This is a genomic window from Nigerium massiliense (assembly GCF_000826085.1).
Taxonomy (GTDB): domain Bacteria; phylum Actinomycetota; class Actinomycetes; order Propionibacteriales; family Propionibacteriaceae; genus Propioniciclava; species Propioniciclava massiliense.
In genome coordinates this window covers 222860-240046 of record NZ_CCYM01000003.1, presented here as the reverse complement: position 1 = coordinate 240046, position 17187 = coordinate 222860, and the positions used below count along the sequence as shown (strand labels likewise).

The following is a 17187-nucleotide window of genomic DNA, read 5'->3' as shown; positions in this document are numbered from 1 at the left end:
CGCCGCGCGGCGCGCGCCTCGTCCCGTAGTCGGGACGGGGATCACGCGCACTTCTTGCGGTTGGCGTCGGACGCCGCGCACCACTGCTGCAGCTTCTGCCGGTTGGCGTTGTGCTCGGCGTTGGTGGTGGCGAAGGCGTTCTCGCCGGTGTCCATGTTGACCACGACGAAGTAGAGCCAGTCGCCCGCCTCGGGGTTCAGCGCGGCCTCCATCGCCCTCTTCGACGGCGACGTGACGGGGCCCGGGGGCAGCCCGGTGTGGAGGTAGGTGTTGTAGGGACTCTTCGTGCGGCGCTCGGCCTTCGTCGTCCAGACGGTGTCGGTCTTGCCGGTGGCGTAGTGGACGGTGGAGTCGAGCTGCAGGCGCATCCCCTTGTCGAGGCGGTTGTACAGGACGCGGGCGACCTTGGCGCGGTCGGCGTCCCGGTGCACCTCGCGCTCGATGAGGCTGGCGACGATGAGCACCTTGTAGGGGTCCTTCACCGGCGTCTGGGCCGCCTTGGCCTGGAAGTCGAGCTGCTTGGCGACGGTGTTGAACTCGGACGTCGTCGTCGAGATCACCGACTCGGCCGTCGGGCTGTCGGGCACCTCGTAGGTGTCCGGGTAGAGGAACCCCTCGAAGTCGGACGCGCCCCGGCCCGGTCTCGACCAATCGGGGACGCCGAGCTCGGCCGGCGAACCCTCCTTGACCGTCTTCTGCAGGTCGGCCAGCGGGACGCCGGACGCCTTGGCCATCACCGGCAGCTGGTCCTTGATGGAGAGACCCTCGCGCAGCTGCATCTGCGAGCGTACGGAGTTGGCCGGATCGAGCATCATGTCGAGGGCGGTGGCGGCCGGGAGCTCCGTCTTCAGCTTGTACCGGCCCGCCTGGAGCTTCTTCGCGTCGTCCGGGCGCATCTGGGCCGCCTGCTGGAAGCTCTTGGCCTCCTTGACGACGCGGGCCTCCGCCAGGACGCGGCCGATCTGGGCGACGCTGGCGCCCTTCGGGATGGTCACCTCCACCGGCGCCACGCCTGTGCCGGTGTAGTCGCCCGCGCTGCGGAAATCGGCCCAGACGCCGCTGATCTTGGTGACGACGAAGATCCCGGCCACGGCGAAGACGCCGAAGGCGATGAGGACGGCGATCCAGCCCTTCGCGCGGCGCCGGACCTCCTTGACGTCCCACTCCCCGGTTTCGGGATCGCGCAGCGTGTCGCGGTCCTTGTACCTATGCCCCGCCATGCTGGGTTCCTTCCAGGATGAGTTCGCCACCGGGTTCGCCTACGTTGCGTTCGACCGTCAGCGCGTGGTCGAGGATCGCGACGGCGGCCGCCTGATCGATGATCGCACGCTGTTTCCTGCTGCCCCGGCCGACGTCGTGGAGCTGCCGCGTCGCCATCACCGTCGTCAGCCGCTCGTCGATCAGCCGCACCCCGATCGAGGGGAACTGCCGGGTGAGCCACTGTGCCCGCTCCCGGATCTTGGCGGCCGAGGCACCTTCGGCCCCCTTGAGGTGCCGGGGAAGCCCCATCACGATCTCGATCGGTTCGTACTCGGCGACGAGTTCGGCCAGCCGCTTCGCGATAGCCCGCTCGTCGCCGACGTTTGCAATTGTCTCCACAGGATAGGCGAGGGTCCCGCGTGGGTCACAAGCGGCGACGCCGATGCGCGCCTGACCCCAGTCGAGGGCCAGGCGCGCGCCGGTGCGGAACTCGCTCATGCGCCCGCCAGCGCCTGCCGGACGGCGGCCAGCGCCTCGGGGGCCTTGGCCGCGTCGGAGCCGCCGCCCTGGGCGATGTCGTCCTTGCCGCCGCCGCGTCCTCCGAGTTGCTGCGCGGCGACGCCGACGAGCTCGCCCGCCTTCGCGCCGGCGGCACGGGCCGCCTCGTTGGTGAGGACGGTGACGACGGGCTTGGCGTCGGTGCCGCCGACCAGCGCGACCACGGCCGGCTGGGACGCCAGCGCCTGGCGGACCTCCATGCCGAGGGTGCGTAGGTCGCCGCCGGCGACGCCCGGGACGTGCTGCGCGACGAGGCTGACCGCGCCGGCCGGGCTCGCGGACGCGGCCAGCTCGCCCACGCGGGACAGCAGCTCGCGCCCCTTGTAGTCGGCGATCTCCTTCTCGGCGGCCTTCAGCTGGCCGATCATGCGCTGGACCCGATCCTCGAGCTGGTCGGGCTGCACCTTCAGCAGGTCCGACAGCGTCATCACCAGCGCGCGCTCGCGGGCGAGGTGATCGAAGGCGTCGGTGCTGACCAGCGCCTCGACGCGGCGGACGCCGGAGCCGACGGACGCCTCCCCCAGCAGGTCGAGCATGCCGATCTGGCCGCTGGAGCGGACGTGGGTGCCGCCGCACAGCTCGCGGCTCCACGGCCCGCCGACCTCGACCATGCGGACGATCTCGGGGTACTTCTCGCCGAACATCGCCATCGCGCCCATCGCCTTGGCCTCGGCCAGCGGCATGTGCCGCTCGGTGACCTCGTAGTCGGCGCGGATGGCCTCGTTGCTGAGCCCCTCGACCTCCTGGCGCATGTCGTGCGAGAGGCCGACCGAGCTGTTGAAGTCGAAGCGCAGGTAGCCGGGCTTGTTGAACGAGCCGGCCTGCACCGCCGTCGGGCCGAGCACGGTGCGCAGCACCTTGTGGATCACGTGGGTCGCCGTGTGCGCCTGGCTGCCGCCGAACCGGGTCTGCGGGTTCACCCGCGCGGTCAGCGTCTCTCCCGTGCCGAGCTCGCCGTCGGTTACCTGCACCTTGTGCACGATCAGGCCGGGGACGGGGCGCTGCACGTCGAGGACGTCCAACGTGACTCCGTCGCCGGTGATCTCGCCCTGGTCGGCGTCCTGGCCGCCGGACTCGGCGTAGAACGGCGTCTTGTCGAGGACGATCTCGACGACGTCGCCCGGCTGCGCGCTCGGGACGACCTGCCCGTCGCGGACGATGCCGCGCACTGTGGAGTCGGCGGTCAGCTCGGTGTAGCCGAGGAACGGGGTCTCGCCCTCGGCGCGCAGGGTGCGGTAGGCCTCGGTGCTGGCGGCGCCGCCCTTCTTCGCGCGCGCGTCGGCCTTCGCGCGGTCCTTCTGCTCGGCCATGAGGCGCTTGAAGCCCTCGCGGTCGACCTCGAGGCCTTGCTCGGCCGCCATCTCGAGCGTGAGGTCGATCGGGAAGCCGTACGTGTCGTGCAGCTGGAACGCCTCGGCGCCGGCGAGCGTCGTCTCGTGCGCGGCCTTCGCGCGTCCCACCGCGGACTCGAAGATCTGCGTGCCGGAGTTCAGGGTGCGCCGGAAGGCGTCCTCCTCGGCGTAGGCGACGGTGGAGACGCGCTCCCACTGGCTCAGCACCTCGGGGTAGGACTCGCTCATCAGGTCGCGGCTGACGGGCAGCAGCTCGGGCAGGACGCGGCCGTCCACGCCGAGCAGTCGCATCGCGCGGATGACGCGGCGCAGCAGGCGGCGCAGGACGTACCCGCGCGCCTCGTTGCCGGGCGTGACGCCGTCCGTCATCAGCATCAGCGAGCTGCGGACGTGATCGGCGACCACGCGCATGCGGACGTCGTCCTCGGGGTCGTCGCCGTAGCGCTTGCCGGCGAGCTCGGCCGCGCGCAGCAGCACCGGCTCGATCTCGTCGATCTCGTACATGTTGTTCCTGCCCTGCAGCAGGAACGCGATGCGCTCCAGGCCGGCGCCGGTGTCGATGTTCTTGCTGGGCAGCGGCGCGGAGATGTCGAAGTCGTCCTTGGCTCGGACGGCCGAGAGATCCTCGGTCTGGAAGACCAGGTTCCAGATCTCGAGGAAGCGGTCCTCGTCGACGACCGGGCCGCCGTCGGAGCCGAACCCGGGGCCGCGGTCGACGTAGATCTCCGAGCAGGGTCCGCCCGGGCCCGGGACGCCCATGTTCCAGTAGTTGTCCTTGAGGTTGCGGCGCTGGATGCGCTCGTCGGGGATGCCGACCTCACGCCACAGCCGCGCGGCTTCCTCGTCGCCCTCGGGGTAGTCGGGGTGGTGGCCGGGGCCGAGCACGGTCACCCAGACCGTGTCGGGGTCGAAGCCGAAGCCCCCCTCGTCCACGGAACCGGTGACCAGCTCCCACGCGAACCTGATCGCGCCTTCCTTGAAGTAGTCGCCGAAGGAGAAGTTGCCGAGCATCTGGAAGAACGTCCCGTGCCGGGTCGTCTTGCCGACCTCGTCGATGTCGAGCGTCCGGACGCATTTCTGACAGCTGACGGCGCGGTGATACGGGGCAGCCTCGTCGCCGGTGAAGTACGGCTTGAAGGGCACCATGCCCGCGTTCACGAACAGCAGCGTGGGGTCGTTGTAGACCAGCGAGGCCGACGGCACCAAGGTGTGGCCGGCCGCGACGAAGTGGTCGAGGAAACGGCGACGGATCTCCGCAGTCTGCATGGTGGCGTCCTTCGGGTCGATGGTGCGGGCAAAACCGACGGCCATCCTACCGCCCGGCCCGGACGCGCCGTCAGGTCAGCTCACGGCGCTCGTCCTGGACGAGCAGGGCGGTCAGCTCGGACTTCTTGGCGGCGTGGGCCCGCCGGTAGGTGTCGGCGAAGTCGGTCACCCAGTCGGTGGCCTGGACGCGGCGCCTGCCGACCTCGCTCTCGATCTGCTCGCTCATGCCCGCCGGCGTGAGCCGGCGGTAGAGCCGCTGGCCCTTCACCGTGACGTAGGCGGACGCCGCGGCCCCGGCCAGGAACCAGAACCCGCGGCGCATCACAGCTCCTCCGTCCGGCGGTTGCCGTCCACCTTGGAGGCGATGGCGGTCCGCAGCGCGTGCGACGTGGACGCCACCGCGACCAGGGGGCGTCCGACCGCGGCGGTCATGACCTTGGACAGGGCCGCCGCATTGCCGGCCGCCTGCGAGGCGTGCCCGCTGACCTTCGCGACGTCGGCGGTCACCTTCTCGACCTCCGCGGTCACGTCCCCGAGGCGCGCGATCTCGGCGTTCGTGACCTCGACGGTGCCCTTGAGCTCGTCGAGGATCGGGGTGGTGCCGGTGCCGACGTCCCGCACGACCGCGGCGAGCTCGTCGAGGACCTTGCCCATCTTGAACAGCGGGATCGCGCACATGCCGACGAGCAGCACGAACGCGATGGCCGCGATCAGCCCGGCGATCTCTCCGACACTTATGCACGCGAGACTATCCGGTCCCGGCTCAACAGCGGTGCATGGTCCCGTGGGCTGAGTGCATGCGACGAGTCGGCCACCCAGGTGAACGCTCGGTGAACAGGCGAGGCCTGAGGGGGTGGTCCTGCGTATCTTGAGCTTTGTGAGAGTCCACCCCTTCCGGCTCGTGGCCCTGCTGGTGGCCGTCGTGCTGAGCGTCGCCGGCTGCACGTCCGACGCCCCCGCCCCCGGATCGTCCTCGTCGCCGATGGAGGCGGCCCCCGGCCGCACGCTGCGCATCGTCGCGGGCAGCGAGCACCAGTCGGTGCTGGAGGAGATCGTGCTGCCGTGGTGCCGGGAGAAGGGTTACTCCTGCGCCTACGAACTGAAGGGGTCGGTCGACCAGTCGCGCATCCTCTCGGCCGGCGGCAGCGACCGCTACGACGCCTACTGGTTCGCGTCCTCGGTCTTCGCCCAGTTGGGCAACACCGATGGCCGCCTGACGGACGTCCAGCCGATGTTCCTGACCCCGATCGTCTACGCCGGCTGGGCGTCCGAGATGCAGCGCCTGGGATTCGGCCCCGCGTCGGACGTGTCGGTCGAGCAGGTCCTGGACGCCGTGGAGGGCGGCCGGACCACCGTGTGGGCGACCAACCCGACCCAGTCGAACTCGGGCGCGACGATGTACTTCGCGTTCCTGAACTGGTTCGCCGGCAACGGCCCCGGCCAGGCGCTCACGATGGAGCAGCTCGCCTCGCCCCAGGTGGCGGACGGCATCTCGCGCTTCGTCCGGGCCATGGACCGCACACCGCCCTCGACCGGCACGATGATGAACGAGTGCCTCGAGGCGGGCCCCGCCACGTGCAAGACCCTGTTCACCTACGAGGACCTCGTCATCGAGAAGAACCTCGAACTCGTCGCGGCGGGCCGCGAGCCCCTGACCGTGGTCTACCCCCAGGGGGCCCTCGCCATCAGCGATGCGCCCCTGGGGTACTTCCCCCGCGCGGACGCCGAGAACGCCACCCGGCGCACCATCTTCACCGAGCTGCAGCAGTACCTGCTGCACGACGACGGCGCCAAGCGCGCCCTCGCCGGCCTGGGACGCCGCCCCGCCGACTCCGTGGGCCTGTCGATGGACAACCCCGACCAGAACGTCTTCAACCCGGCCTGGGGCATCCGGACGGACGTGCGCGCGCAGGCCATCACGTTCCCGGCCGCGCCGGTCATCCAGAAGGCGCTCGACGACTACCACGTGCGCTACCGCCAGCCGGCGAACGTCGCCTACTGCCTGGACGGGTCCGGATCCATGTCCGGGGCTGGCTGGGACGGGGTGAAGGCGGCGGCCGCCGAGCTGTTCGACCCGGACCGTGCCGCGCTGAACCTGCTGCAGACCGGCCCGCAGGACCGCACCACCCTGACCATCTTCAACACCGACACCGCCGCCGGTCCCCTCGTCCTCGACGGCAACGACCCGGCCGGTCTGAAGCGGTTCCAACAGCAGGTCGACCAGTACCGACCGGGCGGCGGCACGAACATGTACGGCTGTCTGGACGCCGCCACCCGCGACCTGCAGGCCGACCAGCGCAAGCGGCTCATCGTCCTGATGACCGACGGCCGCTCGACCACCGGCGGCTCCCGCGAAGCGGTCGAGAACACGAGGCGTGCCGGCATCCCCGTCGTCGCGATCGCGTTCGGCGACGCGGATCCGGAGCAGATGCAAGAGGTTGCGAAGACCACCGGCGGCGCGTTCGTGAAGAGCGACGACCTCGTCGCGGCCCTCCGCGTGGCGGCGGGGTACCGATGATCCGACGGTGGGCGAACCCCCTGGCGTTGGCGACGGCGACGGTCGTCTTCCTGGTGTTCTACGTCGCACTGGCGAGCGCCGGCCCCGTCGTCCAGCTCGCCCTGCCGGCAGTGCTGGCCGCGGCCGCGGCGACCGGCGTGTGGGTGATGCTGGGGCGGACCCCGGCCCAGATCACCGACGACGCCTACCACGACGACGCCGAGGCCATGGCGCGGCAGGTCGGCACCACCCTCGACGCGGTGTCCAGCGCGGCGCGCACCATCCGCTCCCCGACGGTGCGCGCGGACGTCGCCCAGATCGCCAAGCAGGTGCCCGAACTGGTCCGCCGGACTCGCGAGGAGGCCCCGACCAGCCTGTACTCGACCTCGGCGCGGCTGAACGGGCACCTGCAGAGCCTCCACGGGGTCGTCACCCGCTACGCGGAGATCGAGGCGCAGCCGACCTTCTACCCCGGCGCGCACGAACTCCTGACCGACGGCGAGGCCGCCGTCCGCCGCTTCAAGGAGTTCACCCTCAAGTCCATCCAACTCATCAACTCCGGGGGGATCGCCGACTACCGCGCCAACCTCGACACCGTCGCTCCCCCGTCCATCCCCACCTTCGGAGGTGACCAATGAACAGTCGTACGCGGTTCATCGTCGGGCTGCTCCTCCTGCTCCTGGCCCTGGTCGGCGGAGGCGCGGCCGTCGCCTGGATCGGCAACCGGCCCCAACCGCTGCGCCATAACCCGATCACCCTGACCTGCGCCATCGGGTCGGAGAAGAACCCCCTCGTCGCCGACCCGGAGGTGAAGCGACTGTTGTCGGAGCGCTACGGCATCACCTTGGAGACCCGCTCGATGGGCAGCTACGACCAGGTGCTGCTCCCGACCGAGGAGATCCGCTCGCGCGGCTTCGACTGCCTGTGGCCCTCGTCGGCGTCCGCGCTCGGGGTGTTCCAGACCCGGCACGCCGGCGCGTTCCCCGAGGCCCGCAGCGACACCGCACTGCAGTCGCCGCTGGTGGTCTACGCCGGCGTGAACGGCACCGCGGCCCTGGAGAAGGCGGCCCTGGTCGAGAAGCGGGACGGCCGCCACGACCTGCTCAACGTGAAGTCGCTCCTGTTGGACCACGTCGACAAGGGCGCGACCTGGGAGGGGCTCGGCGCGTCCGAACTGCGCGGCCCCGTGAACATCTCCAGCACCGACCCCGCGCGCTCCAACTCCGGGTTCACGCTCAGCCAGCTCGAGCTGACCGTCCTCGCGACCCAGGACGTGACCCGGCCGCCGTCGCTGGAGCAGGCGCAGGCCGCGCTCCCCCGGATGCGCCAGATCTACGACGCCCAGGGCCTGCAGGCGTCCTCGTCCGACAACGGGTTCCGGCAGTGGCTCACCCAAGGGGGCGAGTTCTCGGCGCCGCTCTACGCTGGCTACGAGAACCAGATCATCCAGCAGGTGGTCAGCTCCGGGGCCTCGCGGACGATCGTCGACCAGGTCCGCGTCCTGTACCCCGACCCGACCATCTACTCCGACCACCCCGTGATCGCGCTCAACAGCAATGCGTACCGCCTCATCGACGCGCTCAACGACGAGGAGATCCAGAAGCGCGCCTGGGAGGGCTACGGCTTCCGATCGGCCCGCAACGCCGACCTCAACGACGTCAGCCGCTTCCCGGACCTGCCGCTGCTGCCGAAGGTCCGGGTCATCCCGCCGCCGAGCGGCGAGGTGACCCTGGCCCTCATCGACTGCCTGAACGACCGTTCGCAGTGTTCCTGACCACCCCGACCCACCAGGAGAAGACATGACCGAGATGGCGATCGACTTCGGCGCGATCACCGGGGGCGCCCCGGCCGCCGTAGGCGCGGCCGAGAGCAGCGTCGGCGACGCGCTCCAGACGCAACGGGCCCTGCCCGGCAACGAGGTGGGCGAGCTGTCCTGCCTGAAGATGCTCACCCCCACCCAGGCCGAGCAGGCAGGGGCCGCCGCCGCGCAGCTCTACCCCAAGATGCTCGCCAACACCGACCTCATGGCCACGTTCGGCGACCAAGCCCTGGACGGCGTGAACGCGCAGGTGAACCGGATCTTCTCCGAGATCGGGCCGGTGGAGATCCCGGAGCTGACCTCGATCATGCATGAGATCAACGACCGGATGCGGTCCTTCCGCTCGAAGTACGACCCGACCGTCCCCCAGGTGCGCGAGGCGTTCGACCGGTTCATGGACGCCGTGAAGGGCGTGTTCCAACGCGGACGCGACCTGCTGGAGATGCTGTTCGAGGAGGCGCGCTCCATCGAGCAGCAGCTCGACCGCATCGCCGGCCAGCTGTCCGTGAAGCAGCGCGAGTTGAAGCGCAACGTCGTGCTGTGCGATGAGCTGTACAAGGCGAACGAGGCCGCCATCTCGCAGCTGATCGGCACCATCGCCGTGATGGAGTGCGTCCGCGACATGGCCGTGGAGAACGCCCACGCGATCGTCATCGACCCGAGCGACCCGCAGGCCCGCGAGAAGCAGGAGCAGGTCTCCCGGATCACCGAGTTCGCCTCGGCGATGGAGGTGCGGGTCAACGAGTTCCAGCAGCGCCTGTTCGTCGCGTGGTCGACCTCCCCGCAGATCCGCAACACCCGCGCCCTGCACTTCGGCCTGGGCCAGCGCCTCGCGCTGCTGGTCAACCTCACCATCCCGACGATGAAGCTGACGATCGCCCAGTGGGGCCTCATGCTCCAAGCGCAGCAGGCCGCCCAGATGCAGCAGGCCGTGTCGGACGGGGCCAACGAGGTGCTGCAGGCTTACGCGCGGGCGTCCGGGGCGGCGGTGCCGGAGATCGCCCGGACCATCCAGACCCCGACGCTGAAGCCGGAGACCATCCTCGAGGTGGCGACGTCCCTGGACGCCCAGGCCACCGGCATCGAGGAGGCCCTGCGCTACGGCGAGCAGGCCCGCGGGGAGGTCGTCGCGGCCATCACCACGGCCGCCTCCTCGATGGCGCAGACCCAGCAGCGGCTGAGCTCGACGGTCGTGGAGCTCGTCGGACGCGCGGAGAAGCCGGTGGCCCTTCCGCCCGCACCCGAGCTGCCGGAGGCAGTGCTCGAGATGGCGCCGGCGGTCGAGGAGCGCGTCGCCCGCGGCTGAGTGACCGCCTCAGGCGTCCGGCCGCCCCAGCAGTTGGCGGATGGCCCGGACGCGCTCGGTGACCTGCGCCTCGTAGCCGTGCTGCGTCGGCTCGTAGTACCGGGCGTCGGCGAGGTCGTCCGGCAGGTACTGCTGGGCGGCGACCGCGTGGGGAGCGTCGTGCGCGTACTGGTAGCCCTGGCCGTGCCCGAGCTTCTCGGCGCCCGCGTAGTGGGCGTCGCGCAGGTGGGCGGGCACCGGCCCGCCCTTGCCGGCCGCGATGTCGGCCTGGGCGGCGTTGATGGCCAGGTAGGACGCGTTCGACTTCGGCGCCGTCGCGCACGCCACCACCGCCTGGGCCAGCACGAGGCGGCCCTCGGGCATGCCGATCAGCTGGACCGCCTGCGCCGCGGCGACGCAGGTCTGCAGCACGGACGGAGCGGCCATGCCGATGTCCTCACTGGCCAGGATGATGAGGCGGCGCGCGATGAAGCGGGGGTCCTCCCCGCCCTCCAGCATGCGGGCCAGGTAGTGCAGGCCGGCGTCCACGTCGGAGCCGCGGATCGACTTGATGAACGCGCTGATGACGTCGTAGTGCTGGTCGCCGTCGCGGTCGTAGCGCAGGGCGGCCCGGTCGACGGCCAGCTCGACGGCCTCCGGCGTGATCGTGTCGCTGCCCAGCGCGGTGGCGGACGCCGCGGCCTCCTCCAGGTAGGTGAGGCTCCGGCGGGCGTCCCCGCCCGCGAGGCGGACCAAGGTGGCGCGGGCGTCCGGGTCGAGGGTGAACGAGCCACCCTCCGGGGTGCGGACGCCGCGCTCGTCCGTGAGCCCGCGGTCCAGCAGCGTGTCGATGTCGGCGTCCGTGAGCGGCTTGAGGGTCAGCAACAGCGAACGCGACAACAGCGGAGAGATGACCGAGAAGCTGGGGTTCTCGGTCGTGGCGGCGATCAGGGTGACCAGCCGGTTCTCGACGGCGGGCAGCAGGACGTCCTGCTGCGCCTTGTTGAACCGGTGCACCTCGTCGACGAACAGGACGGTGCCGCGACCGCGGGCCAGTTCGGCCTTGGCCGTGGCCAGCTCGGCACGCACCTCCTTGACACCGGCGGTCACCCCGGACAGCTCGACGAACCGACGGTTGGTCGCGTGCGAGACGACGGACGCGAGCGTGGTCTTGCCCACCCCGGGCGGGCCCCACAGGAACACCGACATGGGCTGTCCCTCGGCCAGGCGGCGCAGCGGCGAGCCCGGCCCGAGCAGGTGCTGCTGGCCCACGACCTCGTCCAGGGTGCGCGGCCGCAGCCGCACCGCCAGGGGCACGTTCGCGTGGTCGGCCCCCGCGAGCGACCCCCCGCTCGCCGGAGCCGGCCGCTGGTCGGGATCCGGGTTCCCGAAGAGATCCGTCACGTTCTCGAACCCTCTCGCGCGCTCAGGCCGGCTCGGACCGGGGCGCCGCCGTCAACCCCGTCACCGTCAGGATGCCCGTGAGCACGGTCTCGTAGGAGCGCTCGGGGTGGTTCACCAACCAGTCGAGCGCCGCCACCAGGGTGGCGCCGAGGATCCCCGCGGCCTGCACCGAGGCCTGTTCAGCGTCGAGGTGGGGAAACTCGGTGCGCAGCGACCGCTCCAGGGGCCCGGCCGTGACGGCACGCCAGTCCTGGGTCGCGTCCGCCCAGTCCCGACTCGTGCGGAACAGCTCGCTCACGATGAAGCGGGTGGTGTCCGGCATCTCGGCGATCGCCTGCAGCAACCCAGCGACGATGGCGCGCCGCTCAGCAGCCCCGGACCGGTCGCGGGCGTCCTCGCGGAGGCGCTCGTCCAGGGCTGCGTTCTCCTCCCGGATCAGTTGCGCCACCAGCTCGTCCTTCGACCCGAAGCTGTTGTAGATGCTGCCCTTGGCGATCCCCGCAGCGGCGGCGATGTCGTCCATGGAGGAGGCCGACACCCCGCGCGTCCCGAACAGGTGGGTGGCCGCCGACACGATCTTGGCTCGGGTGACCTGCGCACGATTCGAACGGCCATCGGACGCGCCCTGTCGATGGGCCATGAGGCATCCCTCCTGTTCAGCGGTAGTCTCACACTACAGCCAGGGCCCCAGTTTGTGAACTGACCGGTCAGTCATTATGGTTGGAGACTGCATTTGCACCCGAGCGAGGCACCGACATGAGGCAAGCACCCAAAGACTCCACGAGTGAACCGGCGTCCGCCGCGCCGGACGCCTCACCGCACCGTGTCACCGAGGAGGGCGCCCCGAGCCAACCCCTCGAGCAGACCCACGTTCCTCAGCATTCGCTCGATTCGGCGCCGGCGCCGGACCGTGTGGCCCCGGACGACGCGCCGGCGCCGGGCCCTGACCTCCCGGACGACGCTCAGCCGCCGGACCATGACGTCCCGGACGACGAGCAGGCCCCGCCCGGGGACGAGCCCCACGGGCCCCTCCCGCTGCTGCGGGCTCGGGGTCTCACCGCTTCGACCAAGCGCGGACGAATCTTCAAGCCGGTGGACCTGGACCTCTACCCCGGGCAGCTGTGCACCATCAGCGGGGAACAGGGCTCAGGCAAGTCCTCGCTCCTGTTGAGCCTGGCGGGGCGCTTCAAGTCGGCCACCGGGGAACTCATCATCAACGGGATCGATGCTTCCGCGGAGCCCTACGCCGTGATCCAGCAGACGTCCGTGGCGCGGTTGGGCGACTACGTCCAGCCCGAGGACCGGTTGACGCTGGACGAGTCGATCATCGAACGCTGCTTCATCGACGGCTATCCGCGTGCCCAGGGCGAGGAGCGGGTGCGCCGGATGGAGGAGGCGCTCGGCTACCGCGTCAACCGAGCGATCGAGCTCGAACAGTTGCAGCCGGTCGAGCGTGCCGTCATCTCGGTGGCACTGGCCATGATCAGGCCCGCGGCCGTCGTCATCATCGACGACGCCGACACGATGGTCCCCCACAGCCAGCAGCACCGCCTGTTCGAGCTCCTCGCCGAACTCGCTCGGCTGGACGACGCCGTGGTCATCGCCTCGGTGGTGGACAACGACGAAACGCTGCCCAGCAGCGTCCACCTGCATCTCGAGTCGCCCATGCCCCCGGCGGGCGAGCCTCTCGACGCCGTTCAAGTAATCGCCGCTCCGCCGGAGCCCGACAACTCACCCGAGGTGATCTCGTGAAGAACGACCTCTTCGTGCCCGTTGGCCGCCTGCTCCAGTTCGAGTTCAGGCGTTTCAAGGGCCGCTCGCGCCTGGCACTCCTGTTCATCCTGATCATTCCGCTGCTGTACGGCGGCATCTACCTGCACGCGAACTGGGATCTCTACAACCACCTGGACCGCGTCCCCATCGCCGTCGTCAACCACGACAAGCCCGTCAAGGTGAACGGGGAGGTGGTCTCGGGAGGCCGCGACTTCGAGGACGCGCTCCGGGAGAACCCCACCTTGGGCTGGAAGTTCCTCGGGGAGAACGAGAGGGCCGCGAACGCGGGCTTGGCGGACGGCAAGTACTACGCCGTGATCGTGGTCCCCGAGGACTTCTCGGCCAAGATCACGAGCGCCTCGACCTACGAGGCGACACGCGCGTCCTTGGTCCTGCACCGCGATGACGCCAACGGCTTCATCATCGGGCTGCTGACCGGTAACGCCGACGCCGCGCTCACCAAGAGCCTCGACGAGTCGGTCTCGCGCACCTACTTCAAGACGCTGTTCACCGATCTCGGGACCATCAAGGACAGCCTCACCGAGGCGTCCGATGGCAGCAAGCAGTTGGACGACGGCCTCGCGCAGGCGCGGGACGGCGTCCACACGATGAACACCCGGGTCGCTGACGCCTTGAGGTCGTCCGCGGGGATCAAGGGTGCGACCGATCAGCTCTCCGCCGGGCTGGACAGCGCGGACAAGGCCACCCAGCAGCTGATGGCGGCCTCGGCGCGGGCCCGCCGGGGCACGTCCAAGATCATGTCGGCCTCCCAGGCCGCCCTGAACGACCTGCAGAACATCACGTCGGCGTCCGACGCGATCCTCGCCTTCATCAAGGACAAGCTGCCGACACTGCAGAAGGACGCGAAGGATCTCGTCGCGATCCACGCCACGCTGCAGAACCCCAACGGCGACTCAGTCGTCGCGATCTCGCGGCACTGGAACGCCAGCGGCCAGAAGCTCTCGGAGCTGCTCGCCGCCCACCCGGAACTCGCAGACGACGCGAGCTATGTCGCCCTCAGCAAGGAGCTCCAGGCCGGGTCCGATTCGACCACCTCGGTGGCGACCAACCTGGCCGCCGCGGCCAAACTCTCCGGCGGCCTCAACCTGAACCTCAACGCCAAAGACCTCGCCGGCGCCGGCAACCGACTCCAGACAGCCACGGGCAAGGCGCGTGACACGTTCGCGAAGCTCTCCTCCGGGCTCGACGACATCAATGCCGCGCTGAACACGGCGGACGGGGCGATGTCCGACCTGAGCGCCGCGGAGGGCAACCTGACGAGTGCCGGGCGGACCCTGTTGAAGGAGGGTGGGAACGCGCTCAGCGGCGTCCAACAACTCTCGGACGGACTCGGCCGGCTGGACACCGCCATGCCGCAACTGGCGTCCGGCGCCCACGAGCTGTCGACCGGACTGGCAGACGGCGCGCAGCAGATCCCGGGCCTGAGCGAGAATCAGCGCGACAACCTGTCTGAGATCATGTCGCAGCCGGTCCAGATCGATCAGGTCGTCGACAACCCCGCCACCTACTACGGACGGGGGCTGGCGCCGATGTTCTTCTCGATCGCCCTGTGGATCGCCGGCGTCTCCACGTTCCTGGTGGTGCGCACGATCTCCGGACGTGCCATGACCGGACGTTCCAGCACGCCGCGCACGACGCTCATGGGATTCGGCCCGATCGCGACCGTCGCCATCGTCGGCGGCCTCATCATGGGCTTCGGCGTCTGGCTGGCCCTGGGGCTGAACCCGGTCCACCCGGTTCTGTTCATCGGCCAGATCATCGTCACCGCGCTCGCCTTCATGGCCCCGGCCTATCTGTTGCGCCTGATCTTCGGTTCGCCGCAGACAGCTCTGTACCTCGTGTTCCTGATCCTGCAGCTGCCGACCTGTGGTGGAACGTTCCCCGTGGGCCTGCTGCCGCCGGTGTACCAGAACCTGGCGATCGTCTCCCCGCTGAAGTATTCGGTGGATGCTTTCCGCGTGTCGATCTCGGGCGGCAACCTTTCGATCTTCTGGGGCTCGATGACGGTGCTCGCCGGCGTCGCCGCGGTTTCGCTGGCCCTGACCATGGTCCTCGTCCACCGGCGCAAGAAGCTGAGGATGCGCGACCTGCACCCGCCGATGGTCACATCGAACTCGACGGCCGACTACGCATTCTCGGTGCGTCCCCGCTGAGTGTGCAGGAGGGTTTGGCGTCCAGAACAGGACGCCACCCTCTCGCTCGGTAGGAGGGCCGGGTGCGTCGGGGCCATGCCCGGGGACGGGCTCCTCAGCCCACCCGCCGCCAGAGGGTCCAGATGTTCTGGGACAGGTGTCCGTCGGGGCGCGGCGCCGACTCAGGGTCGCAGGTCGAGAGCCGGACGACGCTGTCCGGCACGTCCCCGCGGTAACGCGCGGGGTCTGCGTTGAGTTCCGCCTTCGCGATCGTCTCGGCGCCTTGGAGGGCGCGGAACTCGGCCTCCTCCCCGGAGGAGTACGCCACGGTCATGGTGTCCCCGGGCACCACGTCGCGGAGAGCATCGAGCGTGTACAGCTCGCGCCCGCACCGCACGTGCCCGCTCATCAACGCGTAGTAGGGGCTCGAAGCGCCCGGCTCGGGCCATCCGGGCTCCGCGTTCCACGCGACGGAGCCGCACGCAGAGGAGAGGTCTCCGCTCGCGTCGTAGCGGGCGGAGTGCATCGGCATGTCGACGATGACCCGATCATCGTGACGGACGAGAAGACGGGTGGGCGACCCCGCCGGAGCCTCCGACGGGAAGTCGGCCGGCCCGCCCGAGGACGCCCCCGCTGAGCCGCCGTGCAGCGCGGAGGACGCGCCGTCCCCGGCGCTCCGGACGATCGCCGATTCGGCGATGTGACCCGGCTGGGCCACGAGATGGGGGCTGGTCCCCCAGGCGAGCGCACCCGTCAGGGCCAAGGCGCTCCCCCAGATCAGGAGCGGACGCCCCCCTCCCATGTCAGGCGCGCGCCCGCGGGGGCCGAGACCCCCCGAACACCACGGTGCCCGCGGCGGCCAGGGTCAGGAACACGCCCACCCAGGCCCAGAGAGGCAGGCTCGAACGCGTCCCGTCGGAGGCGTCCTCCCGCGGTGGCACGGGCGTCGCGCTGGACGACGCGCTCGGGGAGGCGGGCTCCTCGGTCGCGGTGCTGGAGGGGTCCGTCGTGCGGGTGTCCAGCTGCTGGGTCTCGTTCCCAGCGGCCCGGGCGGCGGGCGCCACCCCGGCACGCGTGACGGTCACCCGGGGCTCGGGCAGCTCGACCGTGTGGCGGGGCAACTGAACACTGACGTCGGCGCGGGGCAGCTGAACACTGACGTCACGCCCGGGCAACTCCACGTTCACATCACGCCCCGGCAACTCCACATTCACATCACGCCCCGGCAACTCCACGTTCACATCACGCCCCGGCCACTGCACGTTCACATCACGCCCCGGCAACTGGACGTTGACGTCACGCCCGGGCAGCTCGAGCTGACCCCGAGCCGTCACCGTGCCGGACGCGGTGACCGTGGGGCGCGACAGCGGGGGACGACTCGCCGACGGGGAAACCTCGCTCTGGCAGAAGCCCTGCAGCTGTTTGGTCACCCGGAACGTACGGCCCCCGCTCGCGGCGCCCTCCGCCCCGGACACCTCGCGCCCGCTGATCGTGAGGACGGGTGTCGAGCAGCGCACCACGGGAATCGAGATCGTCCGGGGCGCAGCCTTCGTGACGACGAGACTGCCGGTCGTCCCCCCGGGGGTCGAGAAGTCGACCTCGACGGGAAGGTCCAGGCTGGTCGAGAGGGTGACCCGGGCTTTGGCGTCAGGTGAGGACGGCTGGGCCACCGACACGCTGAGCCCCCCGTCGGCTTGGGCGAGGGCGGGCAGTCCGGCGACCAGAGCCAGCCCCAGAACTGCCGCCGCAGCGGTCTCACGCACCCTCATGGCGAACCCCTTTCACTCAGAGCAAGCATAGCCCGATACTGACCGGTCAGTACATTCTGTAAGTGCCTCTTTCGTGCCCCGGATGCACCGCGATCGACCGAGCATCGGGCC

15 protein-coding genes are annotated in these 17187 nt (G+C 70.3%); 6 read left to right on the top strand and 9 right to left on the bottom strand.

Annotated features, from left to right (window positions below; genetic code table 11):
- Positions 1 to 41: 41 nt before the first annotated feature.
- From mltG to BN1187_RS07445, 5 genes are all read right to left on the bottom strand, one after another.
- Positions 42 to 1220: an endolytic transglycosylase MltG gene (gene mltG, locus BN1187_RS07465; RefSeq protein ID WP_052462481.1), complete on the bottom strand. Its 1179-nt coding sequence runs from the start codon at positions 1218 to 1220 to the stop codon at positions 42 to 44.
- Complete coding sequence (gene ruvX / locus BN1187_RS07460; protein WP_040160569.1) at positions 1207 to 1698, bottom strand: Holliday junction resolvase RuvX; 492 nt, start codon at positions 1696 to 1698, stop codon at positions 1207 to 1209. Before ruvX ends, mltG begins: the two co-directional genes overlap by 14 nt.
- Complete coding sequence (alaS, locus tag BN1187_RS07455) at positions 1695 to 4376, bottom strand: alanine--tRNA ligase (protein WP_040162603.1); 2682 nt, start codon at positions 4374 to 4376, stop codon at positions 1695 to 1697. Before alaS ends, ruvX begins: the two co-directional genes overlap by 4 nt.
- A 70-nt stretch (positions 4377 to 4446) precedes the next feature.
- Positions 4447 to 4698, bottom strand: coding sequence for a DUF6167 family protein (locus BN1187_RS07450; protein WP_040160567.1), 252 nt, complete (start codon positions 4696 to 4698; stop codon positions 4447 to 4449).
- Entirely contained in the window at positions 4698 to 5087 is a 390-nt protein-coding gene (locus BN1187_RS07445) for a DUF948 domain-containing protein (protein ID WP_261795327.1), read from the bottom strand. The genes BN1187_RS07450 and BN1187_RS07445 overlap by 1 nt, the downstream gene beginning before the upstream one ends.
- Before the next feature lie 166 nt (positions 5088 to 5253).
- On the opposite strand from BN1187_RS07445, the gene BN1187_RS07440 reads away from it, so the two are divergent.
- Genes BN1187_RS07440 through BN1187_RS07425 form a run of 4 tightly spaced genes read left to right on the top strand, consistent with a single transcriptional unit; the run spans position 5254 to position 9998 of the window.
- Positions 5254 to 6894 (top strand): vWA domain-containing protein, encoded by a 1641-nt coding sequence (locus BN1187_RS07440; RefSeq protein WP_235750634.1) that lies wholly within the window; start codon positions 5254 to 5256, stop codon positions 6892 to 6894.
- On the top strand, positions 6891 to 7511 hold the full coding sequence (locus BN1187_RS07435; RefSeq protein ID WP_040160564.1) for a hypothetical protein: 621 nt from the start codon (positions 6891 to 6893) through the stop codon (positions 7509 to 7511). The genes BN1187_RS07440 and BN1187_RS07435 overlap by 4 nt, the downstream gene beginning before the upstream one ends.
- Complete coding sequence (locus BN1187_RS07430; protein ID WP_040160561.1) at positions 7508 to 8647, top strand: hypothetical protein; 1140 nt, start codon at positions 7508 to 7510, stop codon at positions 8645 to 8647. The genes BN1187_RS07435 and BN1187_RS07430 overlap by 4 nt, the downstream gene beginning before the upstream one ends.
- A gap of 25 nt (positions 8648 to 8672) precedes the next feature.
- Positions 8673 to 9998: a toxic anion resistance protein gene (locus BN1187_RS07425; protein WP_040160559.1), complete on the top strand. Its 1326-nt coding sequence runs from the start codon at positions 8673 to 8675 to the stop codon at positions 9996 to 9998.
- Positions 9999 to 10007: 9 nt separating this feature from the next.
- Here the strand turns inward: BN1187_RS07425 and BN1187_RS07420 are convergent, their stop codons facing one another.
- Both BN1187_RS07420 and BN1187_RS07415 read right to left on the bottom strand, forming a co-directional pair.
- On the bottom strand, positions 10008 to 11381 hold the full coding sequence (locus BN1187_RS07420; RefSeq protein WP_040160557.1) for a replication-associated recombination protein A: 1374 nt from the start codon (positions 11379 to 11381) through the stop codon (positions 10008 to 10010).
- A gap of 22 nt (positions 11382 to 11403) precedes the next feature.
- Positions 11404 to 12021: a TetR/AcrR family transcriptional regulator gene (locus tag BN1187_RS07415; RefSeq protein ID WP_052462480.1), complete on the bottom strand. Its 618-nt coding sequence runs from the start codon at positions 12019 to 12021 to the stop codon at positions 11404 to 11406.
- A gap of 116 nt (positions 12022 to 12137) precedes the next feature.
- Between BN1187_RS07415 and BN1187_RS07405 the strand changes: the two genes are divergently transcribed.
- The gene (locus tag BN1187_RS07405) at positions 12138 to 13133 is read left to right on the top strand and encodes an ATP-binding cassette domain-containing protein (RefSeq protein ID WP_082034591.1); all 996 of its coding nucleotides are present in this window, start codon (positions 12138 to 12140) and stop codon (positions 13131 to 13133) included.
- Positions 13130 to 15328 (top strand): YhgE/Pip domain-containing protein, encoded by a 2199-nt coding sequence (locus BN1187_RS07400; RefSeq protein WP_235750633.1) that lies wholly within the window; start codon positions 13130 to 13132, stop codon positions 15326 to 15328. The genes BN1187_RS07405 and BN1187_RS07400 overlap by 4 nt, the downstream gene beginning before the upstream one ends.
- Before the next feature lie 94 nt (positions 15329 to 15422).
- On the opposite strand, the gene BN1187_RS07395 is transcribed toward BN1187_RS07400, so the two are convergent.
- Positions 15423 to 16025, bottom strand: coding sequence for a sortase family protein (locus BN1187_RS07395; RefSeq protein ID WP_147675090.1), 603 nt, complete (start codon positions 16023 to 16025; stop codon positions 15423 to 15425).
- Between the two features lie 85 nt (positions 16026 to 16110).
- A complete protein-coding gene (locus BN1187_RS07390) occupies positions 16111 to 17076 on the bottom strand; it encodes a hypothetical protein (protein WP_040160554.1) in 966 nt (321 codons plus the stop codon).
- Between the last annotated feature and the right edge of the window lie 111 nt (positions 17077 to 17187).